This window comes from Enterococcus sp. DIV1083b (assembly GCF_051713705.1).
In the GTDB taxonomy this organism is placed as follows: domain Bacteria; phylum Bacillota; class Bacilli; order Lactobacillales; family Enterococcaceae; genus Enterococcus_D; species Enterococcus_D casseliflavus.
Genome location: NZ_JBIOQJ010000001.1, coordinates 2090027 through 2115447 on the forward strand (window position 1 = coordinate 2090027; position 25421 = coordinate 2115447).

21 protein-coding genes, 1 riboswitch and 1 other annotated feature are annotated in these 25421 nt (G+C 43.0%); of the genes, 9 read left to right on the forward strand and 12 right to left on the reverse strand.

Annotated elements, in window-relative coordinates; genetic code table 11:
* Positions 1 to 136: 136 nt before the first annotated feature.
* From IGI69_RS09645 to recQ, 3 genes are read right to left on the reverse strand one after another with little or no spacing between them, the layout of a single operon-like run.
* Positions 137 to 877, reverse strand: a complete 741-nt coding sequence (locus IGI69_RS09645; protein ID WP_438740659.1) for a MurR/RpiR family transcriptional regulator — start codon at positions 875 to 877, stop codon at positions 137 to 139.
* 57 nt (positions 878 to 934) lie between these two features.
* A complete protein-coding gene (locus tag IGI69_RS09650) occupies positions 935 to 1354 on the reverse strand; it encodes a GNAT family N-acetyltransferase (RefSeq protein WP_087627649.1) in 420 nt (139 codons plus the stop codon).
* A gap of 56 nt (positions 1355 to 1410) precedes the next feature.
* Positions 1411 to 3177: a DNA helicase RecQ gene (gene recQ / locus IGI69_RS09655; protein WP_142968220.1), complete on the reverse strand. Its 1767-nt coding sequence runs from the start codon at positions 3175 to 3177 to the stop codon at positions 1411 to 1413.
* Positions 3178 to 3295: 118 nt separating this feature from the next.
* Here recQ and IGI69_RS09660 point away from each other — a divergent pair, with 118 nt between their 5' ends.
* Complete coding sequence (locus IGI69_RS09660; RefSeq protein WP_438740662.1) at positions 3296 to 4411, forward strand: NAD(P)/FAD-dependent oxidoreductase; 1116 nt, start codon at positions 3296 to 3298, stop codon at positions 4409 to 4411.
* 93 nt (positions 4412 to 4504) lie between these two features.
* Here the strand turns inward: IGI69_RS09660 and IGI69_RS09665 are convergent, their stop codons facing one another.
* Positions 4505 to 5515, reverse strand: a complete 1011-nt coding sequence (locus IGI69_RS09665; RefSeq protein ID WP_034869351.1) for a plasmid pRiA4b ORF-3 family protein — start codon at positions 5513 to 5515, stop codon at positions 4505 to 4507.
* A 66-nt stretch (positions 5516 to 5581) separates the two neighbouring features.
* On the reverse strand, positions 5582 to 7120 hold the full coding sequence (locus tag IGI69_RS09670) for a zinc ABC transporter substrate-binding protein AdcA (RefSeq protein ID WP_034869348.1): 1539 nt from the start codon (positions 7118 to 7120) through the stop codon (positions 5582 to 5584).
* A gap of 321 nt (positions 7121 to 7441) precedes the next feature.
* Positions 7442 to 7541: riboswitch (TPP riboswitch) on the forward strand.
* A gap of 93 nt (positions 7542 to 7634) precedes the next feature.
* Between IGI69_RS09670 and IGI69_RS09675 the strand changes: the two genes are divergently transcribed.
* From IGI69_RS09675 to IGI69_RS09690, 4 genes are read left to right on the forward strand one after another with little or no spacing between them, the layout of a single operon-like run.
* Positions 7635 to 8258, forward strand: a complete 624-nt coding sequence (locus tag IGI69_RS09675; protein WP_194193740.1) for a YkoF family thiamine/hydroxymethylpyrimidine-binding protein — start codon at positions 7635 to 7637, stop codon at positions 8256 to 8258.
* Positions 8251 to 8853 (forward strand): ECF transporter S component, encoded by a 603-nt coding sequence (locus tag IGI69_RS09680; RefSeq protein ID WP_005229875.1) that lies wholly within the window; start codon positions 8251 to 8253, stop codon positions 8851 to 8853. The genes IGI69_RS09675 and IGI69_RS09680 overlap by 8 nt, the downstream gene beginning before the upstream one ends.
* Positions 8850 to 10262: an ABC transporter ATP-binding protein gene (locus IGI69_RS09685; RefSeq protein ID WP_438740665.1), complete on the forward strand. Its 1413-nt coding sequence runs from the start codon at positions 8850 to 8852 to the stop codon at positions 10260 to 10262. Before IGI69_RS09680 ends, IGI69_RS09685 begins: the two co-directional genes overlap by 4 nt.
* A complete protein-coding gene (locus IGI69_RS09690) occupies positions 10189 to 10869 on the forward strand; it encodes an energy-coupling factor transporter transmembrane component T (RefSeq protein ID WP_081116613.1) in 681 nt (226 codons plus the stop codon). The genes IGI69_RS09685 and IGI69_RS09690 overlap by 74 nt, the downstream gene beginning before the upstream one ends.
* A 62-nt stretch (positions 10870 to 10931) precedes the next feature.
* Here the strand turns inward: IGI69_RS09690 and IGI69_RS09695 are convergent, their stop codons facing one another.
* Positions 10932 to 11450: a S24/S26 family peptidase gene (locus IGI69_RS09695; protein WP_167827059.1), complete on the reverse strand. Its 519-nt coding sequence runs from the start codon at positions 11448 to 11450 to the stop codon at positions 10932 to 10934.
* A gap of 178 nt (positions 11451 to 11628) precedes the next feature.
* On the opposite strand from IGI69_RS09695, the gene IGI69_RS09700 reads away from it, so the two are divergent.
* Together IGI69_RS09700 and proS are read left to right on the forward strand one after the other, a co-directional pair.
* Positions 11629 to 13470 (forward strand): hypothetical protein, encoded by a 1842-nt coding sequence (locus IGI69_RS09700; RefSeq protein WP_438740668.1) that lies wholly within the window; start codon positions 11629 to 11631, stop codon positions 13468 to 13470.
* A gap of 96 nt (positions 13471 to 13566) precedes the next feature.
* Positions 13567 to 13771 (forward strand) — a binding site (T-box leader).
* A gap of 41 nt (positions 13772 to 13812) precedes the next feature.
* On the forward strand, positions 13813 to 15246 hold the full coding sequence (gene proS / locus IGI69_RS09705; protein WP_142968228.1) for a proline--tRNA ligase: 1434 nt from the start codon (positions 13813 to 13815) through the stop codon (positions 15244 to 15246).
* A gap of 45 nt (positions 15247 to 15291) precedes the next feature.
* Here the strand turns inward: proS and IGI69_RS09710 are convergent, their stop codons facing one another.
* The 6 genes from IGI69_RS09710 to IGI69_RS09735 all read right to left on the reverse strand — a co-directional run bounded on the left by IGI69_RS09710 (position 15292) and on the right by IGI69_RS09735 (position 22136).
* On the reverse strand, positions 15292 to 16296 hold the full coding sequence (locus tag IGI69_RS09710; RefSeq protein WP_087627656.1) for a lipoate--protein ligase: 1005 nt from the start codon (positions 16294 to 16296) through the stop codon (positions 15292 to 15294).
* An 18-nt stretch (positions 16297 to 16314) separates the two neighbouring features.
* Complete coding sequence (locus IGI69_RS09715; protein WP_060793059.1) at positions 16315 to 17055, reverse strand: MBL fold metallo-hydrolase; 741 nt, start codon at positions 17053 to 17055, stop codon at positions 16315 to 16317.
* Positions 17056 to 17261: 206 nt separating this feature from the next.
* The gene (locus IGI69_RS09720; protein WP_240934886.1) at positions 17262 to 18047 is read right to left on the reverse strand and encodes a DUF975 family protein; all 786 of its coding nucleotides are present in this window, start codon (positions 18045 to 18047) and stop codon (positions 17262 to 17264) included.
* Positions 18048 to 18056: 9 nt separating this feature from the next.
* The gene (locus tag IGI69_RS09725; protein ID WP_010749523.1) at positions 18057 to 19139 is read right to left on the reverse strand and encodes a M42 family metallopeptidase; all 1083 of its coding nucleotides are present in this window, start codon (positions 19137 to 19139) and stop codon (positions 18057 to 18059) included.
* Between the two features lie 188 nt (positions 19140 to 19327).
* Entirely contained in the window at positions 19328 to 21382 is a 2055-nt protein-coding gene (locus IGI69_RS09730) for an FtsX-like permease family protein (protein ID WP_438740671.1), read from the reverse strand.
* The gene (locus tag IGI69_RS09735; RefSeq protein ID WP_005229848.1) at positions 21372 to 22136 is read right to left on the reverse strand and encodes an ABC transporter ATP-binding protein; all 765 of its coding nucleotides are present in this window, start codon (positions 22134 to 22136) and stop codon (positions 21372 to 21374) included. The genes IGI69_RS09730 and IGI69_RS09735 overlap by 11 nt, the downstream gene beginning before the upstream one ends.
* A 287-nt stretch (positions 22137 to 22423) precedes the next feature.
* Between IGI69_RS09735 and nrdD the strand changes: the two genes are divergently transcribed.
* Entirely contained in the window at positions 22424 to 24619 is a 2196-nt protein-coding gene (nrdD, locus tag IGI69_RS09740) for an anaerobic ribonucleoside-triphosphate reductase (protein WP_034869343.1), read from the forward strand.
* A gap of 83 nt (positions 24620 to 24702) precedes the next feature.
* Positions 24703 to 25299: an anaerobic ribonucleoside-triphosphate reductase activating protein gene (gene nrdG / locus IGI69_RS09745; RefSeq protein WP_005229836.1), complete on the forward strand. Its 597-nt coding sequence runs from the start codon at positions 24703 to 24705 to the stop codon at positions 25297 to 25299.
* The last annotated feature ends 122 nt before the right edge of the window (positions 25300 to 25421 follow it).

Genomic DNA, 25421 nt, shown 5'->3' on the forward strand with positions numbered 1-25421 from the left:
TTCTATAAACAAGACTGAACCGTAATTAGCTTGCTAAAATGCAAAAAAACAAACAGGTCCAAAAGTCATCAAAAGAAAAGTCTCTTGATCCATTAAACCTGTTTGTTTTTTTCATTTATTAAAGGAAAAATGTAGCTTATTCCCCTGCGGATAAAGAAAACTGACGAACCGTCTCCGACAACGCTTCGACTAAGAAAAGGCAAGGAATTTGCGTCGTCAAATCTTCATACTTGTTGATGCGTTTCACATCAACTGAATAGTCTAAGACATAATCGGACATTCGCCCCAGTGTGCTGTTGGCGTCACTGGTGATTGCTACAGTGGTGAAGTCAGGATTATTACGAAAGCCATTGACCACTTCAATGATCTCAGTGGTCGTTCCGATGATTGAAAGGACCACGATCATATTGTCTGAAGTATGTTTCAGCTTCGCAAAGATTGGATAGGTATTATCCACCAAAGCATAACTGTTAAATCCGATCGTGGCAAAACGGCGGGCAGCATATTCACACATTGAACCAGAGGCACCGATGCCATAAAAAATGATGTTGTCGCATTCCAACATTCTTTCTGCGATCCGACGAATCTTTCCTTCAATATCTCGCGGAAAATGTTCAGCATTCAGGACATTCATGCTGCTATAAAAACTAACGGCATCTAATTCAGGGACTTTAAACTGGGTACGAAACTCCGTAAAGCTTTCGTACCCTAATTTACGGATAAAGCGCATGACCGAAGAAGCTGAAGTGTGGGATTCAAGCGCGATCTCCCGGACACGCATGTAAGGAATTTTATCACTTTGGCTGGACATGTAATGATAGATTGCACGATCGGTCTCTGATAACTCATTGAAATCGATTTTTCCAAAAAAAGACATGTTAAACGCTCCTATTTTTTTGTTCTCCTATCAATGTACCATAAGCTGGCAGAAACATCACAACTGTTTGACAAGGAACAATTCCATCGGCTGTTCAAATCCAGGACTTGTCAAAAGTAACCCACCGGCATCTTGGTAACCGAGTTTGCGATAGAAATGCTGTGCCTGCTCGTCGACTTGTGTGGAAGTCAAGCAAAGAGCGTGGCCAGCTGCTTTTTGCTGTTGTTCCCAATAAGTAACCAACCGTTTCCCGAGTCCCTTGCCTTGATGCGCTTTTGCGATCACTAACATGGTACAAAAAGGAATCGTGTCCCAGAAAAAATTGTAGCGCAGCAACCCTACTGGCTGGTCGTCTGCAACTACAACATAAGCAGTTTTTTCCATTATCTTTTTGGCGAAGACTTCCGTTGGTAAGTGAGTATCCAAAGAAAACCAAAATGCTTGATCTGCAGCTACTGCCGGTCGAATCGTAATCACTGATGTTTCGTCCCTTCCTGCTGTCTTTTTTGTATTATCTTAGAAAAATGTCTATTTTAGTCACTTTCCGTCTTTTCGTATTCAGAAAGCAATGCTAAAAAGGCGTAGCCATACTTATCCAACTTGTTTTGGCCAACTCCTTTGATCTGTAAAAACTCGATCGGCGTTTTTGGCTGAACTTCCGCCAATTCTCGTAGTGTTTTATCAGAAAAAACCACATATGGCGGCAAATTTTGTTCTTGTGCGAGATTCAATCGTAAGGTGCGCAGTTGATCGAATAGCTCATCATCCACCACTAACTGTTTGACTTTGGTTTGTTTTCTATAAACTTTTGCTTTTCCAAGCAACACATCAATCCCCGCATTGGTCACACTTAACAAAGGGTATTGCCCTTCAGACGGCAAAAGATACCCTGATGCTGTTAAATAATCGATCAGCTGATTGACTTCCTTTTGGGACCAATCTTTCATTAATCCATAAGTTGGTAACTTTTCAAAGCCCCACTGTTTGACTTTTTGATCGCCAGAGCCAGTTAGCACTTTCCCCACCAAGGCTTTCCCAAAGCGTTCGCCCATTCGTTTCACACATGACAACACTTTTTGTGTATCCACTGTGATATCCACTTGTTCTCTTTCATCAAGGCAATTGCTGCAACGACCGCAATCGGGTCCATCTTCTCCGAAATAACGCAAAATATAGCGCTGCAAACACAGTTGGGTATGTCCGTATTGGCTCATCTCCCGCAACTTCAAGTATTCGTTTTGGCGATAAAGAATGTCTGATTCGGATTGATCGATAAAGAATTGCTGGATCTGCATGTCTTGCGGCGCATAAAGCAAGATCGCATCACTAGGTTCCCCATCTCGTCCAGCACGCCCTGCTTCTTGATAATAAGACTCCAAATTACCTGGTATCTGGGCATGGATCACGAAGCGGACGTTGCTTTTGTTGATTCCCATTCCGAATGCATTGGTGGCTACCATCACTTGTAGGCGGTCATAGAGAAATTCTTCTTGAAAAAAGGAGCGCTCTTCTTCTGAAAGCCCGCCATGGTAATACCCGACTGACACGTGTTCATGCTTCAACAGGTGATAGATTCGTTCCACTTCTTTACGGGTGCTGGCGTAAATAATACCTGATTGTCCTTGGTTCATTTTCAAATACGTTGTGATGTAGGTATCTTTTTGATCCTTGACGACTTGAAAAGCCAAATTTTCCCGCGCAAAGCCGGTCTTGACTTGATTTTCAGCTGGAATCGAAAGTAAGTTTTCGATGTCTTCGGCAACTTTGGGCGTAGCTGTCGCGGTAAGGGCTACGATCGTTGGCTTTTGTTCCCAATTGTCGATCGTTTCGGCGAGCCGCAGATAGCTGGGGCGAAAATCGTGCCCCCATTGGGAAATGCAGTGGGCCTCATCAACAGCTAACAAAGCGATCGGCATCTGCCGCAGCGAATAGCGAAAAGCTTCTGAGTCTAGACGTTCTGGAGAAACGTACAGCAGCTTGATTCGTCCTTGACGAGCTTCTTGCAAGCGTTGATTGATCTGTGCCCCTGTCAAGGAAGAATTGATGTAGGCAGCTGGAATCCCCATATCAACGAGGCTGTCTACTTGATCTTTCATTAAAGAAATCAAGGGTGAAATGACCAAGGTCACTCCATCCAGCAAGAGCGCAGGCAATTGATAACAAATCGATTTCCCGCCACCAGTAGGCATGATTCCCAAAACATTTTGTTGTGTTAAAATAGATTGAATAATCGTCTCTTGACCTTCACGAAACTGTGAATAGCCAAAATGTTCTTTTAAGACTGTTTGAATAGTTTGCATAATACCCTCTTTTCCATTTCCTTATTATACGCAATTAAGTACGCAAAGAAAACGGCATTAAGAGAACTTTCGCTTTTTATTCGCTTTTCATTGAAATCAACCAAAGGAGTCTTCTACTATGAAAAAAGTTGTGATTATCGGCGGTGGGATCATCGGTTTGACCCTCGCCAATTATCTTGATAAAACCAAATTTGACGTGACTGTCATTGATTCCCTTATCGGGCAAGCAACGTCTGCTAGCGCTGGCATCATCTCCCCTTGGCTCTCCAAACGCCGCAATAAAAAATGGTACCAGCTAGCACAAGACGGTGCCGCGTTTTTTCCACAATTGGTGCGGGATTTTGCTTTAGATGAATCCATCTATGCCCCATGTGGCACTTTGGTAGTGCGACCAGAAAAGGCGCTTCAAGAACTGTCAGAATTAGCTGAAAATCGACGTAAGTCGGCACCAGGAATCGGCGAAATCGACTTACTGACGGGCTCACAAACCAAAGAGGTATTGCCGTTACTAAAAGAAATGCCCTCTTTACGAATCACAGGCGGTGGCCGCTTAGATGGTCAGGCTTATCTTGCCCACTTAAAAGCAAACGCTCAGCAGCAGCAAGTGACTTTTATTGAAGAAAAAGCTGAGATCGTCAGAACCGACAACCATTGGCAAATCAGAACCAAGGATCACTTTCTTGAAACCGAGATTCTTTGCCTGACAGCTGGACCGGGATTACTAGACTTGTTATCACCTTTAGGGTATCAAGTCGATATCCGTCCGCAAAAAGGCCAATTGCTCTCTTTTGCCGTTAACCTGCCGACAGACAATTGGCCGGTCGCCATGCTAGAAGGCGAAGGCGACTTGATTCCCTTCTCTAATGGTCAAATTTTATTAGGCGCTACTCATGAAAATGATGCTGGTTGGGATTTGACACCTACTGAAGCAGCCCAACAGCAATTGATGACAGGAATCGGTGCTTTTCTTGAAGACCCCGAAGCACTCTTTGCTGCCCCAATGACTATGCGAGTCGGCACACGCGCTTACACCTCTGATTTTGCGCCTTTCTTTGGGGAAGTGCCTGATGAAACGAATTTGTTCGCCGCCAGCGGGCTAGGTTCTTCCGGTTTAACGACGGGACCTTACATCGGTTATCTGCTAGCAAATCGGATCAATGAGGTACATGCGCAACCAACAGACTTCTCGTGCTACACCAAACCGATGACAGAGTATATCAAGAAGCGCCTTTGATAGGAAACCACTAAAAAACCACCAGAACCGTTACGATCTGGTGGTTGTGCTGTTTGATTCTTGTAAAATTACGGACAATTTCCTAACTACTAGTTAAACATATTCTCCTGTTTCCCAATAATCGAGTAACACTTCATTGATGATCTCACGATCCAGTGGTTCTCGGAAATCATCATCAAAGGCATCTTCGATCGGAACATCGCCAACAGCTTTGATACAAACTGGAACGACGGGATCTGGGTGATCTTCTGCGGTCAACACTTTTTCAATTTTGATCTTATGCGTCCAATCTGCCCCCATATCATAAATGTAGGTCATGGACTTGCAATACTGAAAATCTTGGTCAATACCGGAAGCATCCGTTGGTACGGAATTGCCTAAGCCGATCGATTTCGAACCGGCAATAAACAAGTACAAATGTTGATTCATCCACTCAAAGGCAATCTGGATCAACATATGCAGCTGCTCATAGGTCAGCCCTGCAGGAATGATCAAACGACGCCAAATTGGCGGACGGTATCCTTCTAAATCAATACGGATCTGATAGGCGACTGGTGTATTCGCCGTTTCATCAAAGGCCGTGTGTTTCGTTGGAAATGGGACGATTTTTGGCGAGATTGCAGCAATACGCGGGTCATCAACAGGCAATAGTTCATGTTCTTCAGGATCGGTGTCTTGAATCATCGCTAACATCGCTTCTTTCTTTTCAGCTGACCAAAACTGGGGTTTGGACATCCGTGCGAAAAAGATAGGTTGTTTTTCAGCCAATACAAAGGCGATTTCTTGGTATTGTGATTTGGTGATATGCTTTTCTTTATACATGCAGTAATAAAAGTCTTCAATGGCTGTTTTGGCAAACGGAAGAAAATTTAAACTGTACGGTACTTCTTGAGGCAGCATTTCGGTGTACACCGATTCGACAAAGACTTTGTCTTTTAATTTAGTCATGCCACCATCTGTTTCCGCGCAAAAGATCAAGTAAAAAACAGGATCTAAGTAGTGTTCAAGATCGTCGTCACTAACCACACTTGGTCCGCCATACAAATCAACGTGATCCATCATGCGGTCAATCACTTTCGCTAATTTCTTCAATGTTTTTTCCAAAAAAATTCTCGCCCCTTCCTATCAAGTTTACTTTGACGAAAAGAGCGAGGATTGTCAATCTTTTTTTTAATGGGAAAGCATTTCCTGTGCAATTTCTAATCCACTCATCCCAGTTGGGTAATAGGTTGGCCAATGATCCATTTCTTCTAATAAGGCTTCATGACTATCATTGCCGAAGTAGATATGGAAATGATGGGACGCACTTGGTGCGATCATATGGTCGCTGAATTGAATGTATTTGAATGCCGCATCTTCGTCAGTGCTTTCAAACAAGAAACGTACGCCCCGATTACCAGCGGAATAGTTCAAAATCTCTTTGCCAGTATACACATAATTGGCTTCTTTCTCTGTGCCATCATCGAAGATAAACGTCATTGTATTGTCTGTGATCTTGATCTGAGCAACATCTGTTTGATAACCGGTCGTATAATACTCTTTGTATTCGTCAGCCGTCATTTTCTTGTCCATTTTTGCTTTATAATCAAACACTTGGTCTAATGTTCCGTCTTGTAAAAATGGATACACGGATTGCCATTCTCCTGCCCAATCAGATAATGGACGATCTTGTACATCTGCATCCTCGAAATAGCCATTATAAACCGTTTTTTCTTTTTCGGCTTCCGCTATTTCTTTGTCATTTGCTACATCGGTCGTTTTTCTCAAGGCATCACGGTTTTGTTCCATGATCGAAATATAGTCTTCCCCGTTATCCATTTGTTCTTGGGTCAACCCTTCTAATGGATTCAAGACAGCCAGTTCGACACCTGCTTCTGAAGCTAACGTTCGTGCAATGCTGTCTTTGGCATTTTCTTCAAAGTAAATCGTTTGGATACCTGTTTCTTGAACGAACTCTTTTAGTTCTGCGATTCGTGAAGCGGAAGGTTCCTCGCTTGGTGAAAGACCAGAGATCGGTACTTGGGTCAACCCGTATTCCAATGCCAAATAACCAAAAGCTGCGTGCTGGGTCACGAAGTGATTTTGCGCTGGATTGCTAAACGCTTCTTCATAAGACGCATGAAGCTCTTGTAACTTCGCTAAATAATTCGCAGCATTTTCAGCAAAGGCTGTCGCTTTCGCTGGATACGCCTCACTTAGTTGGTCACGGATCGCCTCTACTTGTTTCATGGCTAAGCTTGGTGCTAACCAAACATGGGGATCCAATTCATGGGAATGACCATCATCGCCATGATCGTGGTCATGATCATGATCCTCGTCTCCTGGAAGTAAGACCATTCCTTCTGTGGCTTTGACCACTGTCACATCTCCATCATTTAATGTAGCTTCAATCGAAGGAACCCACATTTCCATGTTTTCATTGTTGTAGACAAAGACATCCGCATCTTGGATCTTTGCCATGTCCTTTGCAGACGGTTCGTAGTCGTGGGAATCAGTGCCTGCGGGCATCAATAATTCGACCTGCCCTTCCTCCCCTACAACTTGGCGTGTAAAATCATACATCGGATAAAACGTGGCCATGACCTGAATTTGTTCATTCTCAGAAGAGGCGTTTCCTGACTGCTCCGTAGCGTCAGATCCACCTTGACCACAGGCAGCCAAAGCGAGGGCTACTGCTGATAACATCGTTATTTTAAAAAACTTCTTCATTTTCTAACTACACTCCTTTTATTTTTCCTCTTTTTCTTTCCCTTGGTAAAATACTGATAAATCAATTACGATTTATAAAAACAAAACGTAACGTTTACGTTTTACCATCGGTTTTATACTTTACACAACTATTTGCAACCTGTCAACCGCTTTTTCACTTGTTTTTTTATATGTAAAAACCTTCATATGTACCACCACAGATATCAGCGAAGAAATTTCCTTGAAAGACTTGCTCTGCTGATTTCTTTCAATCGTCGAACATCTCTTTTTATTGTCCTTTGCTGGGTCCTGTGCTACACTCGAGGGGTAATTGAATAGAAGATTATCCACTAGGGGCGCTTTATGCTGAGATAGACGTAAGTCTGGTCCCTTAGAACCTGATTTGGTTAGTACCAACGTAGGGAAGTGGCAGCGCATGATTTTTCGCGTTCCCATTTTTTCTGTCTACGTGTGGATAGAAAAAGGAGGAACGCTTTTTTTGTAGACAGAAAAACCATCGAGAGGAGAAGAGAAAATGACAAATGAACCAATCGCCTGTACCGCAGGCGGGATCGATATCACTGGGTGCCGAGTAAGTTTGTACCCCATGAAAGACCACTTTGCGCAACAAATCGTAACGAGCATTGAGCGGACGGATACAACAGCTGTTTGGCAGCAAACCGATCTGTTCAGCACCCTTTTCCGAGGGGAAGCCCCAAGTGTTGTCGATGCGGCAGCTGGGCTATTTATCAACGCTTACGAATCCAAGACACACCTCGTGGGTGAGTTTACTTTTTCCAAGGGCTGTCCTGGCGATTCTGCAGGTGACGCGTTTTTGAATGGAGAACAGGCACAACCCAATAAAGCAAGCAATCTTGTAAATGGTACGTTTGACGTGGATTGCAAATATTCGTTTTATGTATTTGGGGAAAACAATTATATGGAAGAAATCGCCACCATCGTCCAACTGGCAGAAACCTATGGTCTGGCGCCTCGCTCCGCCCATTATGTCACGATGCTGACGGGAACGGCCAACCAACTCTTTGGGTATTTTGAAGCGGCATTAGCGTATGCCCATGACCATCTCCCCCATTATGTGTTAGAAGCAACGGTCTCAGTCAACAGTCCTTCCAAAGACAAGGCGGTGTCGCATGACTAAATGGGTCTTAAAAGATGTCATTATGGTGGGGATCGCTTCGTTGATTTTTGGCGTGATCTATTTGGGCGCTGTTCATTTTGGGCTGTTGTTAGGTACGCTTTTAACCCCCTTTGGTTTGTCTGTTTTAGCGAATGAGTTTATTTTCGGGGTTTGGTTCATGGCAGCGGCTTTTGCTGGCTATGTGCTGCGTAAACCGGGCGCAGCGACGATCACTGAGATGATCGCCGCACTTTTAGAAGTGTTTATGGGGAATTTTTATGGACCGATTATTTTTATCAGCGGGTTTGTACAAGGGATTGGAACAGAAGCTGGCTTTGCATTGGGTGGCTACCGTCGCTATGGCTGGTTCCCTTTGATCACTGGTGCCATTGGCGCCACGATCACGAGTTTTCTTTGGGGGATCATTCGGTCAAATTTCGTTGACTTGCAATGGCAGTTGTTGGCGCTGATTTTTATCATTCGCTTGCTTTCTTCTTTATTCTTTTCCGCCTTTTTGGTGAAGATCGTCTGTGACCATCTGACACGCATGGGCGTTCTCAACAGTTACCCGATTGCTGAAGACCAAACCATTAGCGCCAAACGAGAAGCGGCATGAGTCTGCTCGTGAAAAACGGCTGCTTTTTTGTGGATCAAAAACGGCTTGATCTGACACTGTCTTTAGCCCCCGGAGAAACAAAAGGAATCTATGGTGCTTCAGGAACAGGCAAAAGCACTCTTTTCCACCTCTTAGCGGGGCTTAACGATAAAGGGTTTGAAGAAGGAACCTATACGATCGATGACCGAACGCTAAACCAGCTTTCCATTCGAGAAAGAAGCACGTCGATCAGCTTACTGTTTCAAAATCCTGATATGCAATTTTGTATGGCTACTCCTCGAGAAGAACTACTGTTTTGTCTTGAAAATCAATGTACTCCCCAAGCCGACATGCCAATAAAAGTAGCGGAAGCCTTGACGTTTTGCGAGATCAGCCATCTTGCCGATCAGCCCTTTACGACTCTGTCTGGCGGTGAAAAACAGTTAGTAGCATTGGCTTGTTGTCTGATTTTAAAGAGTCGCTACTTGCTTTTGGATGAACCATTTGCCAATTTGGACGCCGACACAAGTCAAAAAGTCATTCGAAAACTGCGACAGCTCCAAAAGCAACATGCCATTGGCATCTTACTGATCGACCATCAAATCAAAGAAACTGCTGACTGGGTGGCTGAGTGGCTGCTGATTGAAGAAGGGTTCAGATCCGTCGATCAAGAAAAGATGCGCACACTCGATCAGGAGCTGCGCAGGTCACTACCGCCTGTTGAGATTAAGAAACTTTCTGCAAAAGAGCGGCTATCTTTTCAAGATTTTCGCCTGCCGATCCGTAACCAAGCGATTGTTTTTCCGAATCTTACCTTTGATAGTGGGGCAATGATTGGGCTTACCGGACGTAGCGGCAGCGGCAAATCTTCTTTTTTAAAAGCGATCTTGCAGCAGCAGGCGTACTCAGGAACCATTCGCCTGTGCGGGGATCCGATCAAGAAGCATCCCTCCCCTTTTCGGTCCATCAGCTGGATCATGCAAAATCCGCAGGATCAGTTTTTGGCTGCGACAGTGGCACAGGAGCTTAGCCAAGGACGTGCAGCGACCGAGAGTGACAAATTGCTGGAAAAATTGCGACTGCAAAACAAGAGCACTCAGTCCCCTTTTCTACTCAGCCAAGGCCAGCAAAGACGCTTGGCAGTAGCAGCTTTATTGCAGCGACCAGTCAAATTACTGTTGGTGGATGAACCGACCTATGGCCAAGATGTCAAGCAAGCTTGGCAGGTCATGCAGCTGTTAGCCGAAAAAGCCGCAAGCGGCACCTTAGTGTTGATCGTTAGTCACGATGTCTTATTATTGGAAGCATTTTGTTCACAAATCATTGATTTTAATCATTATGAAAAGGAGGACATAGATGCGCACCCTCAACCCGACAGTCAAGTTATTCGCCATTTTAGGACTCGCCTTACTGGTTTCTTTTCAAAATAATTTCAGATTGAATCTGCTACTCTGTGTCCTGTTCTTTGCTGTTTCTGTAAACGAACGCTCTTTGAAAAAAAGCCTTTTGCTTGTTTCTGCATTGACCTTGGCAGCTGTGGGGGTCTTTTTCACCGGACTCCTTTACTACCAGGACAACCAAGGTGGCTCCTCCTCAGCAGCAGCTATGCGCTATGGACTTGACATGGCGAGCCGTATCTATTGCTTTGGTATGTTGGGTAGTTCTTTCAGTGTATCGACCACGATCAATGAGCTGATCTATTCGCTGCAGCAACAGCTGCGACTCCCCGCCGTTTTTGCCTATGGTCTGCTCGCTGCGTTTCAAATTGCGCCCATCATTCCAGCCGAGTATCAGAATATCCGTAATAGCATGCGTTCTAGAGGAATCCCCGTCAATCCATTTTCATTCAAGATGCTGATCCCTTTACTGGTCAAATCGATTCGTTGGTCTGAGCTCTTGGCGACTGCGATGCTTTCAAGAGGATTTGACAGCGAGGCAAAGCGAACCTACGCCAAGTCATTTCGCATCACTTTCGCCGATATGCTCTTTCTATCTTTTTGTCTGATAATCGGCCTCGCTGGAACCCTGATCTTATGAAGGGGAAAAAGAGAAAAAGCCAAAGAAACACTGCCGTTTCTTTGGCTTTTTCCTTCTTATGGCTAAGAGATGATTGATTTTTTTATGGATCCAGATTTGATTTGATAGAGCGTTACAAACAAGGTGGTCACTAAAATATACATTGCGAAAAGGAAATACATGTTTTTAAAAAGCTGGATCGTCGTTTGATTGAACCAAGCCCCTACTTTAGGGATATAAAAAATGGGTTGCCCAATCAATTGGCTTTTTTGGATTTCTTTTGGTTCCATCTGGCTTTGGTTATCACCGATCGCATAAAGCACCGATTGGTTTTCTCCCACTGCAACGATTCGCCGTGTGCGCATCTGTCTGCCGTGATCGACATAATAGGTCACTTCATTGCCAACGACCAAATTGTCTTCTGAAGCCTTTTTAACAAAAAGTAATGTCCCTTCGGAATAGGTAGGTTCCATTGCATCGCTGTTAACGATGGCCATTGTGAAACCAAACGCATGAGGAATCACGACCGCTAAAACAGAAATCAGCATAAACAGCAGTACAAAAAGCGAGAGCATGATACTTTGTTTTGGCAAAAGTTTCATTTTCTTTTCTCCTTCTAAGCCTCAGTTTCTTTTTCGATTCTATAACATAATTAATTTTTTTTCAAATATTTAAAAACGATTCATTGAATTTTTATGCGTATTTTTTCTGATTATTATTTGACATTATTTTACTATTTATATTATGCTAAAGGCGATTAAAAAACATAGGAGAAAAAGTATGCTTTTTTTAAATAACAAGTTCTTTTTAAAACGTTGGATTCCTTTTATCCTACTCGTTCTATTTTTGCTAGGAAGCATCGGTTTTTTTCTTATACTCTTCTTATCTCCTACTTCTGATAACCATACCGTGGAGAAGAAGGAAGATTGGATTTTTTATGCGGAAGACAATCCTGATTCTACTTTTATTAGCCGTTATGTGAAATATTTACCTAGCGTAAAAGCCAATGATCGATTTGTCATGCAGCGAAAAATGACCAATGAATACAAATATCCAACGATGCTACTGATTGGCGATCATCAACACATGACCGTCTATTTGGATGATCAAGAAATTTATACCAATGAAGCTGCCGAACATTCATTGACCTTCAACCATCCCGGAAAAACCTTATCTTTTATCACATTGCCAGAGGATTACGTTGGAAAAACGTTGAAGATCTACGTGACTAGTCCTTTCGACACCTATTCTGGCTTTCCAGCCGAAGTCTTTTTCGGTCCTGCCAATGCATTGATCGGTTATGTTTTTAGTCTTTCAATTTTGAATATCTATATCCTCTTATTTACCGGATTTATTTGTATCCTTAATTTATTTTATCTCTTCGTTTCTTTTATCAACCAAAGAAAGCTGAAAGTATCTTCCATTTTATTCAGTGGCTTTGCCTTAAGTGCAGGTTTAGAAGCCGGCTTCGGGGATCTGCTAGGCGGACTGCTTTTTTCTCCCATCGTGAATTCATTTATGTTAAATTTTCTTTCGATTATTACGCCCATGTTTTTGATTGGGTTTTACTACACAAACATGCACTTCGTACGTAAGTATTATCAGAAATGGTTGTTTGTTCACTACTCCTTCGGGATCTTTGCCATGTTTCTGGCACTTTTTCAAAAACAAAGTTTGCCTGTCGTCATGAACTATCTGTTTTTATTAAATATCACCAGCACCTTTGTGACTTCGTTTGCGGCGATTTATGAGGCGTTAAAAAAGAATCAATTTTATGTCCTTTGTGCACCTTGGATCGTTGTCGCGGCAATCGGTCATGGGTTCTTGTATATCCAGGATATTTTAGTCCTCCCGCAATCTGACATCAATTGGCGCTCGATCATCTTTTTCTTACTGATACTTATTTTTACTTGTTATGGGTTCCTCGAACTCTTTTTTGCCAGTGAAGGCAAAAATAAGCAGATCGACACGGCAGACATCAAAGTGCGATTGTATGAAAATCAGCAAGCGATCGGTCCAGATCAAACGGCACAATGGCAGCAAGTTTTACAAACCATCAAAAAGAGAACCCATACCGTTAAGGACATGTTAGAAGATGAACAACTAGCGGCTGCGTATGAAGGTCTTTGCGAGATTGAAGAAGAAATCAAGCAGCAGCTAACGATCCCTGCGGTTGAAAAAGAATCGATCACGACGATGCTGCTTGCTGATTATCAACACACCGCCGCTCAAAAAAGGATCACGCTTACCTGCGATGACCTCACGGAACCACTGGAACGATTGGAAGAAAATGATCGTCTGTCCTTGATCGCCCATTGCTTAGAGTACGCCATCCGCTACACCTGTTCGGTCACAGATCCTCAAAATCGCAGGCTTTCGTTGAAAGTGACTGACACAAAAGAACAGCTGCATATCGACTGTCAAATGCCGCTTTTAACAGAGGATGAGGCAGAAAAACTGCAAACTGACGAAGCAAAACGACAGGCGATCCATACCGATGTGCAAATGCTGGAACAAATTTGTCTTGTCTATCAAGGAAGTCTGCGTATCGAGGATTCAGATGGTTTTCATTTTTTGCGTTTGACACTTGCCGCTAAAGCGGATCTGCTGTCTTTTGACTGACTGCCTTTTCTCCGATACGTTAAACGGTCTATTTTAAGAAAAAGCGAAAAAACTCTTGCTTTTTTCGCTTTTTCGCTTTAGCATGATAAAGAACAGCAACAAGCATTGGAATAGTAATTTTATGATGGTCTTAGAGAGTCGATGGTAGCTGAAAAATCGACACCCGCTGATAAAATGAACCTACCCAATGGCAATGACCGCAAAACGGTCGGTGGAAAGGCCTTATCCTTTACGAGTTGGATTATCCCTATTGATAATCAACAAAGGTGGTACCGCGAAATCCAAGCATTTCGTCCTTTTTTAGGACGAGATGCTTTTTTATTTTTTTAAGGAGGAAAAACAATGACACAAAAAAATGATTTTACAGAATGGTATATCCAAACGATCCAAAAAGCCGAATTAATGGCTTACTCCCCAGTGAAAGGTTCCATTATTTTCCGTCCTGACGGTTTCGAACTTTGGGAACATATTCAAGAGGAGTTCAATCGTTTCTTGAAAAAAGAAGGCATTCGCAATGCATACTTCCCAATGCTGATTCCGCAAAATTTCTTTATGAAGGAAGCGGATCATATCGAAGGCTTTGCCCCTGAATTACCTTGGGTCACAGAAGTCGGCAACGAAAAACTGGAAGAACCTTTGGCCTTGCGTCCAACCTCAGAAACCATGATCGGCTCTGCCTTTTCTGATTGGATCAACTCCTACCGTGACCTGCCTTATGAAATCAATCAATGGGCAAACGTCTTTCGTTGGGAAAAGAAAACACTGCCTTTCTTGCGTACCTCAGAGTTTTTATGGCAAGAAGGTCATACCGCTCACGAAAATGAAGAAGATGCTCGTCAACGCACCATGAAAGTCTTAGATGAATATGCCCGCCTTTGCGAAGAATTTCTAGCGATCCCTGTTTATCGTGGACAAAAAACCCCATCTGAGCGCTTTGCGGGGGCAGTAGATACGTATTCGATCGAAGCGATGATGAAAGACGGCAAAGCAGTCCAAGCAGGAACCAGCCACTACATGGGGACAAAATTTGCTGAAGCATTTGATATTACGTATTTAACGAAAGAAAACAAGCATACCCATGCCCACACAACCTCTTGGGGTGTCTCTACCCGCTTGTTAGGTGCCTTGATCATGACCCATGGCGATGAAAATGGTTTAGTTTTCCCACCAACCATTGCACCAACCCAAGTTGTGTTGTTACCAGTCGGTCCTTGGAAAAAGAATCCAGCCATCTTAGAAAAATTAGAAGAACTGTATGCCAACTTTAAAGCCAAGGGCATTCGTGTTCGTTTGGATGATTCTGATAACTCACCTGGCTATAAATTCAATGAATGGGAACTAAAAGGCGCTTGCTTGCGAATCGAATGTGGCCCAAGAGATTTAGAAGCTGGCAAAGTCATGGTCAAAGTCCGTGACCTACCTGACAAGCAAACGGTGGCGCTTGAGGAATTAGAAGCGTTTGTTGACCAAGAATTACAAGCAATGACTCCACGTTTATTAGCAGCTGCGAAGGAACGAAACAAAGAAAATGAGTATACCAACATCGATACATTGGATGAACTAAAAGCCCATATCGAAACGTGCAAACAAGAAGACAAAGTGACTGGTTTTGTTTTGATCGGTTGGGACGGCTCGGAAGAAACCGAAGCCAAAATCAAAGAAGAAACTGGCTTTACTACCCGAAACATTCCGTTTGAAGCGCCAATGGAAAAAACGGTCGATATCGTCAGCGGGAAACCTGCCAAACACACCGTTTGGATCGCCCGCGCATACTAATAAAAAACGAAACAGCCAGATGGAAAAGGCTGCTTCGTTTTTTTTTTAATAAATCAATGAAAGAAAATCTTCAGTCGTGATGTTGCCAAAATATTTTTTGACATCAATGTTGGCAATGACTTGTGCCAAATCTTCTTTGGCATAACGAGTACCGATCAGTGCTTGTTCTACATCTGCAATGTCCCCTAGGCCGAAAAAGTCGCCAAAGATTTTGGCATCTGTGATTTTTCCTTCTGCCACATTTAAACGAACTTCGATGGAGCCGATCGGGAATCGATGACGACGTTCTATATCAAAGGCTGGTGATTTGCCGTAATTCCAATCCCAGTTACGATAATACTTATCGGAAATCTCATTGATCTTGACCCAATCCTCTTCTGTTAGTTCATAGGTTTTGACGTCTTCCACGGAATCGACACCAAAAATCTTCAATAAGATTTCTTGACGGAACTCTTCAGTCGTCATGTCTTGCTTCTCTTTTGGCAAGAATGGTTTGATGTTGGTCACTCTTGAACGGATCGATTTGATGCCTTTTGATTCGATTTTGTCTTTACGGACTTTCAAGGCGTTGACTACTTCATTGATGTCACTGTCAAACATGATCGTGCCATGAGCAAACATCCGACCATTTGTTGCGTACATCGCATTCCCAGAAAACTTCATGTCATTGATCACAAGGTCGTTGCGGCCTTTTAGTTGCGCCCCTTCAACCCCCATCTCATGTAAAGCTTGGACGATTGGTTTGGTCAGTTTTTCAAAATCTCTGAAAGAATTCCCATCGTCAGGCATAATAAAGCTGAAATTCAAGTTTCCGAAATCATGATAGACTGCACCGCCGCCGCTGAAACGACGAACGACATGGATCCCATGTTCATCCACATATTCCTTATTGATCTCTTCGATCGTATTTTGATTGCGTCCAATGATAATCGATGGTTCATTAATGTAAAAAAGTAAGATTGGTTCATCCACTTTCATTTCTTGAAGAAGAAAAATCTCGATGGCTAAATTGATGCGTGGGTCATTCAGTTCGTTCGGTACAAAAAGCATACTATTCGTTCCTCCTAATTAGATGATTTCAATTATTTTTTGAACAGCCGCCAATTCAACGGGGATCCCATTGGCAGCTAGTGCAGCCTCTTCTCGTAACTGTTCTAAATCACCGTGTTGCGGCAAATGCGTCAACATTAATTTTTTTACCTGCGCCGCATGGGCAATCTCCCCTGCTTCTTTTGACGTAAAATGAGCCTTGTGCCGCTCATTGCCTGCAAAAAGATAGGTATCTGCCAAAAACAGGTCAGCTCCTTGTGCAAACGGAACAAAAGATTCTAAGTAGCCAGAATCGCCTGTAAAAACAAAAACCTTGCCTGTGCTTTTCTCAACAAATCGCATGGCATAGCAAGTGACTGGATGGATCGTTTTCATAAAGGTAATGGTAAACGGGCCCAATTCCAATGACTCCGTTTGGAGGTAATCAATTCCTTGTGTCACTCCAGGCATCGTCAGGCTTTCAAAATGAACAGTGTCCTCCCCATGTCCGTAGATCGGCAAAACCTGGCGTTCTTCGTTTCCTGGATATAATTGCCAATAGTATTGCAATACGCCTAGATCCGCAATATGATCGTGATGGTAATGCGTCAGAATCACTGCATCTAAGTCTAAGGGATCAAGGATTTTTTCTAGTTGGACCAAGGTGGTGCTTCCCGCATCAAGCAGCAAATGAAAGCCTTCCGACTCAACTAAATAGCCAGTAGTCCCTTCACCATTATACGGATAGGCACCTAAACAACCTAAGACAGTTATTTTCACTTGTGTTTCCTCCTCTTTGGCTCAAGCTGGTTTTCTACTTCTTTTATGCTATCACATCTCAGCTGATTTGACTAAAATCCGACCATTTTTTTGCAAAAAAAGAGCGAGAAAACGAGAAAAAAACGACGTCTATTGGTAGAACCCTATGAATGAGTTTTTTACTCTATCTGCAGGGAGCCAGACCAATGGGCCATCGTCTTTTTTGTTTATCTGATCAGCGCTCGTTGTTCATTGATCAATTCCTCATAAAATACTGCATTAACTGCATAAGCGTAGGCGTTTGCCCATAGCATACCGATCATCAGTGCCAAAAAGCCGAGAATAAACCAACCAATCAATGATAACTGTAGCCAAATGTATTGACCCAGATGTGGACGCAAGAGCGCAAAGGCCACTTTAATTGACTGAAGAACCCCTAATTCCGGTTGATCATAGCGCAGATAGATCGCTAATTGGATCACACCAGTAACGACTTGTGACAAAAAGAAGAACAAAATGATGGCGAGAAAAGTCCCGAGTACAAAAGCTAGGGAGCCATTAAACATCGCCAAATCAATAGAGATTCCCCGATTAAAATTGAATACCAAGTCCAAATATTGATTAAGGCCTGATAAGACAAATTGCGGCAAGAAAATCGCAAAGCTTAAAAGATAGTTTAAGAAGGTACTCACCAAATTTAATAGCAAAAACGGCACATAGAATCGTTTATCAAATACGAGAAAAATATCCGCCACCTTGATTCCTCTGCCACGAACCAGATAGAGTGCCATGATACTCAATGCTACTGAAAACGCAAAGAAGACAAAATTGTCCAAAATAAAATCAAGCCAATTTCCTGCGTTGGTTGTCCCTACGGAAGAGCCTAAACTACTGAACAGTGAATTGACGACCGCTTGTACAGCAACCGTCGCTAAAATACTTAAGACGAACGTTCCCCAGAATCCGCGCAAGGAGTTTTTAGCTGTCTCTCGAATCATTGTATTTGATCTCATAGACTCACCTTAATAGCTACGCAATGCTTTAACGGTCTTATCGTCTAAGCGGCGAACCACTTCCGTTACAAGCTTGACTGTATTGAAGTAATCATCCTCATGAATGACAGAAGTATGAGAATGCAGGTAACGAACTGGCACGGTAATAGCGATCGAAGGGACCCCATCACGAGTCAAATGCATTTGTCCAGCATCGGTTCCTCCACCAGTGATTACGGTATATTGGAAAGGAATTTCCATCTCTTCTGCGACATCGATCACAAAATTCAATAATTTCTTGTGAGGAATCATGGAAGCATCGAAAATCAGGACTTGTGGGCCTTTGCCTAACACAGAATCCGCTTCTTTTGGTGTCATTCCAGGTGTGTCCCCAGCGGTACCAGTATCTAGTGCGATCGCGATATCGGGATTCACTAAGTGAGTGCTTGTTCGCGCCCCTCTTAGGCCAACTTCTTCCATCACGTCACTGCCAGCAAACAAGCAGTTGGGATGTCCTTCTGCTGCCAAGGTTTCTAATACCCGCAGTGATACCGCCGTACCGATGCGATTGTCCCATGCTTTGGCTAATAAAAATTTGCTGTCGTTCATCCGTTTGTATTGGATATAAGGGGTGATCATATCTCCCGGACGGATCCCCCAGCCTTTGGCTTCTTCTTCACTTGAAGCGCCGATATCAATGAACATATCTTTGATATCATACGGTTTATTTCGAGTCTCTGGACTCAAAACATGGGGTGGTTTTGAACCGACGACACCGTGGATCAATTTGCCTTCATTGGTTTTGATCTCGACTTGCTGTGCCAGCATCACTTGCCCCCACCAACCACCAAGGGTCTGGAATTCAATAAAGCCTTTTTCTGTGATTTTAGTTACCATAAAGCCGACTTCATCCATATGTCCCGATATAAAAATTTTCGGTCCACCGCCATCACCAACATGTTTGGCAATGACACTTCCTAAACCATCAAAAAAGATATCTTCAGCAAAGTCTTTGGCATATTCTTTAAAGACTTCACGCACTTCCTCCTCATTCCCAGGAACCCCACGTGCAGTCGTTAGGTCTATTAAAAGCTGTTCTTCTTTTTTCTCCATCTTGCTTCCTCCTTTGTCTCATTGATTATGATTATACCATTCTCTTAATCTGGTGCCAGAGGGAAATACAAAAAGATTGGTTAAATGAAAAAACGATCCTCGTTTTGTAGTGATCCTCAAGATTAGATTTTTTGGTCTAACTTGTAAGGTTCGCTTCAATTCTAAGGATCGTTTTATCAAGAATTCAATCAAGTTTCAATTATTCGCAGACACAGCTTGACGGTAATCAAATAGGCAAATAGATAGACGACTGCTGCAACTGCCGCAAACAAATGAGCGACCCAATACCCAGGACTGTCGATGATTTGGGTGAAGGTATTGATGGCAAAGACGGCATGCAAGATCGCCAGTAGCGTACCTGGCATAAAAATCCAGATGTTTTGCCAGTAAACGAGTTTGCGTACTTCTTTTCGGGTGTAACCTAGTTTGGTCAATAATCGGTAATTGTGTTTCTCCCGCTCGGTATTTGAAAATTGCCGAACGATCAAACTGCTGGATGTCGTGATCAAAACGATCACACCTACAAATAATGACACAAACAAAACGATTCCTGCTTGCCGCCGCACGCCGCGCATCGTTGTAAAACGATTCGCTAAGGTCAGTCGATATGCGGTCATCTGGTTATTCTCACTGGTGGAATCTCGGGCAGTCTCTGGATAAAAAAGCACGCTTTTTTGGTCATCGCTAAACTCATAGGTCAAAGGATGCGTCCACTCAATCGGTAGGTCTTCATCTAGCAGCTGAGTCAAGCTCTCCGTTTGCACCTTGTCTGTTTGTAAATAAGCAACGCTATAGGTGAAGCCCTCAACTTGCTGGTACGCATCATCTTGGATGACAAGGACATTCGGCAAGGAATAGCGCAAGGCAGAATCCCCAAAATAATCCTGTTCTGCTTGAATGAGTTTGAACGTATGTTGACTGCCGATTTTGACCTCATCGCGATAGGTGATGAACGAACGAGTCACATCGTATTGACTGTCAAAAAGCACCGCTTGTTTATCGGTACTCAGTTGAATCTCCGGGGCATCGGGAACCAGTTTTCGCAGACGCTGATAATCAGAAAAAGCGACCAGATTCACCATGATATTTTCAATATTTTCGTCTTGCAACTCTCCAAGGTAACGGGTTTGAACCGTCATATTGGTCATTTTATAGGGAATCGATTGTTCGGCAATAATCGGTGTATCGGCTTTTTCTAAAAGGTCCCGCAAGGTATCTGCCTGCTCTTCTGACACTTGAAAGGACGTTGGATAAATGCGGTTCGTTGCTTGATAGTTTAATGAGATGACCCCCATCGTTCCCCCGATCAGGGAGATTGCGATCGCTGTGATGATCGTCAAAAGCGCATAGCTTTTCCACGTTCTTTGCAAGTAAGCCCGCACGTTATTGTAAGCAATCAGTTTCGCCCCTTTGATAAGACGTTTTTTCGGCTTACTCAAAAAATATAACAATGCTGGCAAGGAGCAATCAAAAAAAAGATAGGTTGCCGTCACACAACAAAACAGAATCAATAAAGGAATCCATAAAATTGCTGAAAAATCTTGTGTGTACGTGATATAGTTGGTCCAAGTTTCCCGCAGGGTCAAAGACAAATAGTAGCCTACCCCCAGTAGAATCAGACCTAGAACCCCCATTAATGAACGAAACGGGGTCATTTTCATTTTCTTGATCGGTAAGCGGTATTCAGTCTTGATCAGCTCACTCATTGGGGTACGCCATACAAAAAGGATCACTTGAATACTCAAAATAATCATCGCCGCGATAAAGACAAAAACCGTTGAAAAAATCGATTGGGGCGAATTAAAGAAATGACTCGTTAAATTCAAGCCCATCGCTCGAATCAAAATCATAGAAAAAAATTTCGAAAAAATAATCCCCATAAAGATGCCGGTCACTAAAGAGAAAAAATTCAATAGAAACGTTTCTCGCAGCAACAGCCAAGCCAGACGACCTTGCCGCAGCCCCAAAAGCTGGTAAACACTGATTTCTTTTTGTCGCTGACTAAGAAAAAAATGATTGGCACTCAGCATAAAAAACAAGACGACAAAGGCAACCACACTGCTGCCGAATCCTAAAACCCCTTCAATGCGGATATCTTGCTGGACCCGTTGATTCAGCAGACGATCATTCATCAAGGCGTTAAAGGAATAGAAAATCATCACGGCGGTCATCATACAAATAAAGTACACCATATAGTTGCGAAACTGCCGTAAAAAACTCCGCCAGCCGATTTTAAACAACATGGCGCGGACCGCCTCCAATCGTTGCCTGCATATCGATGATTTTTTCAAAAAATTCCTGACGCCCGCCTTTTTTGACGACTTCTGCAAAGAAGACACCGTCTCGGATGAATAAAATTCGGTTGCAGTAGCTGGCGGTGAAAGGATCATGGGTGACCATCAAGATCGTTGTTTTCTCTTGTTGATTGATTTGTGCTAAATACCGTAACAATTCTGTCGCCGCTTTTGAATCAAGGGCGCCAGTGGGTTCATCAGCAAAAAGGACCGCCGGACGACTAATGATTGCTCGAGCAGCAGCGACCCGCTGTTTTTGCCCTACAGACAATTCTTCTGGGTAGCGATCTAACAAGTGCTCGATTCCTAACAAATTGGCCGTTTGTTCAATGCGCTCTTGGGTTTCACTCACGGGCAAACGATCAATGGCAAGGGGAAGCAAGATATTGTCTCTGGCAGTCAACGTCTCTAAAAGATTAAAGTCTTGAAAGATAAAACCGATCTGCTGACGACGAAAATCACTGAGGGCTTTTTCCGACATTCGGGTAATGTCTTTGCCATCGATATAGATCGAGCCTAAGCTAGGTCGCATGATTGAAGACAACAGATTCATCAAGGTCGTTTTCCCAGCGCCGCTGGGCCCCATGACCCCGACAAATTCTCCTTGATCCACTGCAAAAGAAAGGTTATCTAATACTTTGGTTTGATTGAAACGAGTGCCGTAACTTTTGGTCAGATGCTTCACATCAATCATATTTTTCACATAGAACCCTCCTTTAATAAAATTCTCTCCTTATGGTAGCATACTTTTTCATTGAATACTTCTGCTTCAAAACAGAGAAAAAATAAATTTAAAAAAGTTTTTTATTCATTATGTGAAACATGGAACAACCAAATCCTTAATCTTATCAGTTTTCTCAGAAAACACCCCAATGAATATACACCATATATTGTGTATATCCAATTTACCAACCCTCATTCACCACTATATATAGTTGCTCATTTCTGCAATTTGTTTTATTATATTGAGGAAGATAAGGAGTGGTAGAAATGATGAACATTAAGAGAAATCCTGAGCAAGGGTTGGAAAGACAGTCCGCTTTGCGTCAGTTAAAAATCGTAAAACGTGATGGACGGCTTGTCGATTTTGATGATCAAAAAATTTACGATGCGTTAGTGAAAGCCCTAAGAAAAATCAACGGCGAGCTTTCTCCCATCGACCACGAAAAAATCACCGAGATCGTTGACAGTGTCGATCACGAGATCGCGGAACGTTTTCGTACAAATGTAAAAATCTATGAGATCCAAAATATCGTCGAGCATATCTTGTTAGCAAAAAACGAGTATGCCTTGGCTGAAGAATATATCAACTATCGGACCCATCGTGATTTCGAGCGCAGCAAAGCCACAGACATCAACTTTACGATCAACAAATTGATGAATAAAGATCAATCGGTCGTCAATGAAAATGCCAATAAAGATAGCAATGTGTTCAATACACAACGTGATTTGACCGCTGGGATCGTAGGAAAATCGATCGGTTTGAAAATGCTCCCTCCTCACGTGGCAAATGCTCACCAAAAAGGCGACATTCATTACCATGACTTGGATTATCATCCTTACACCCCAATGACCAACTGTTGCTTGATCGATTTTAAAGGCATGCTGAATAATGGGTTTAAAATTGGGAACGCCGAAGTGGAATCGCCAAAATCGATCCAAACGGCAACCGCTCAAATCTCACAAATCATTGCAAACGTAGCATCGAGTCAATATGGCGGCTGTTCTGCTGATCGAACAGATGAATTATTGGCTCCTTTTGCTGAGTTGAATTATCAAAAGCATCTAAAAGATGCCGAAGAATGGATCGAGTCGCCTGAACGTCGGGAAGCTTATGCGAAGAGCAAAACGCGCAAAGATATCTACGATGCAATGCAAAGTCTAGAATACGAAATCAATACGTTATTCACCTCAAACGGACAAACGCCGTTTACTTCCCTTGGGTTTGGTTTAGGAACCAACTGGTTCGAACGGGAGATCCAACGAGCGATTCTCCAAATTCGCATCAACGGGTTAGGCAGTGAGAAGCGTACCGCTATTTTTCCAAAATTGATCTTTAGTATTCGCCGTGGCGTCAACTTGGCCCCTACCGATCCGAACTATGATATTAAAGAACTGGCTTTAGAGTGTGCCACCAAACGGATGTATCCTGATATTTTGAATTATGATAAATTGGTTGAATTGACCGGCAGCTTTAAAGTGCCGATGGGCTGTCGTTCTTTCTTGCAAGGCTGGAAAAACGAACGTGGCGAAGAAGTCAATGTCGGTCGGATGAATCTAGGCGTCGTAACATTGAATATTCCTCGGATCGCCTTAGAAGCAAATGGTGATCAAGAAAAATTCTGGACGCTGCTGGAAGATCGTCTGCAAATCGTCAAGGATGCTCTTGTCTATCGGGTGGAGCGCTGTAAAGAAGCCAGCCCTGCGAATGCGCCGATCCTTTATATGTATGGGGCTTTCGGTGAACGCTTGGATCGCAAAGACAATGTGAATGAACTATTCAAAAACAAACGTGCTACTGTTTCTCTTGGATATATCGGTTTGTATGAAGCTGCTTCGGCTTTTTATGGTGGAACATGGGAACAAGATCCAGAAGCAAAAGCCTTTACCCTAGCGATCGTGAAAGAATTGAAAGCTCATGCAGATGCTTGGGGCGATGAATACGGCTATCATTTCAGCGTATACTCGACGCCTAGTGAAAGCCTGACTGATCGTTTCTGCCGCTTAGATACCGAAAAATTCGGTGAAGTTGAAAACATTACCGACAAAGAATACTACACCAACAGCTTCCACTATGATGTGCGGAAAAATCCGACACCATTTGAAAAACTTGATTTTGAAAAAGAATATCCAAAATACTGTTCTGGCGGGTTTATTCATTACTGTGAATACCCAGTCTTGCAGCAAAATCCAAAAGCGTTAGAAGCGGTTTGGGATTACGCTTATGATCGGGTCGCCTATCTTGGAACAAATACCCCTATCGATCACTGTTATGAGTGTGGGTATGAAGGAGATTTCAATCCAACCGAACGGGGCTTCGAATGCCCGCAATGCGGCAATCATGACCCAAAAAGTTGTGACGTCGTCAAAAGAACCTGTGGGTATCTTGGAAATCCTCAAGCTCGTCCAATGGTCAATGGACGGCACAAAGAAATTTCTGCCCGGGTCAAACATTTGCAAGAATAAACGAAAAAGGAGTGCTAGAATTCTTCTACACTCCTTTTCTTGAAGACCAATCCCTGTAATTCATGATAGAAAGAAGTTTTCTTATGAGAAATCCGAAACCTAAAGAATGGCAAGCCAAAGAATATAGCCAAAATTATATTGCTGATTACAAAGCCTTCAACTTTGTTGATGGTGAAGGCATTCGAAATAGTTTATACGTGAGCGGCTGTCTCTTTGCTTGTGAAGGATGTTTTAACAAAGCGGTCCAAAACTTTCGCTATGGTACACCTTTTACGCAAGAACTAGAGGATCGAATCATCGAAGATCTGCGGCATGATTATGTCCAAGGGCTGACCCTCCTAGGCGGCGAACCTTTCTTGAACACAACAGTCTGTCTGAAAGTCGTTGATCGGGTTCGTGCTGAATTTGGGCACAGCAAAGATATTTGGAGCTGGTCAGGCTACACCTATGAAGAATTGCTTTTGGAAACACCCGATAAATTGGAACTTTTATCCAAAATCGATATTTTAGTCGACGGTCGTTTTGAACTGAGCAAACGAAATTTAAACTTGCAGTTTCGCGGCAGCAGCAATCAACGAATCATTGATCTTGCTGCATCTCGGGAACAAGGAAAAGCGGTTATCTGGGCAAAGTGCAAAGATGCTGAAGCAAGCTACGAACAAATCAAAAAACAAATTTAAAAACTAAAAACACCGTGCATCTTGAGGTGACCCCAAAAGTTAGACCAAAAAATCGAACTTTTGGCGGTCACCTCCTCTTCCTTCAAAGATGATGCACGGTGTTTTTTTATGTTATATCAACT